General features: G+C 32.8%; 1 pseudogene. It reads right to left on the bottom strand.

The window, feature by feature from the left end:
• Positions 1-157 (bottom strand): annotated as a pseudogene (locus OZD61_RS01170) (IS4-like element ISWosp8 family transposase); the annotation flags it as partial.
• Between the last annotated feature and the right edge of the window lie 349 nt (positions 158-506).

The following is a 506-nucleotide window of genomic DNA, read 5'->3' on the forward strand; positions in this document are numbered from 1 at the left end:
TTTTTTTAACTAACTTTAAAATCATAGAAAATACTGTCGAAAAAGGAAGTTTTCTTGTTCGTGTAAAACTGTTTTTTCCAACACAATGGATTCTCTGAAAAGCTTTCGAGTATATTATATTTTTAATTTGTAGAATAAAATTTTTTCCTTTTTGCATGTTTCACCTAAAAAGGACACATTTTAAACTTCTTTGTTGAAATAAAATAGAAACAAAAGTGCTGTTTCCTGCGGCTTCTGGATAATTTAATGGTAAAAGTTTTAGAGAGAAATTTTATACACTATCGCTGATATTTTTCCTTAAGTTGACGCCATTGTCCGTTCAGCAGAGTGGCAAAGTAGGTAGGCAAGATAAACTAAAAAATCAAGAAAAAGTGAGTGTACAACAAATGGTGTCATGCAAGTAGCTGACACTGGTTCACTTTATGATGGTGTCATCCCAGTGCTTGACACTGGAATGGCTTTGTTGCATCGCTCTTCGGATAGTAGGTAACGTACAATAAATTCAT

Source organism: Wolbachia endosymbiont of Drosophila bocki, assembly GCF_028982005.1.
Taxonomy (GTDB): domain Bacteria; phylum Pseudomonadota; class Alphaproteobacteria; order Rickettsiales; family Anaplasmataceae; genus Wolbachia; species Wolbachia pipientis.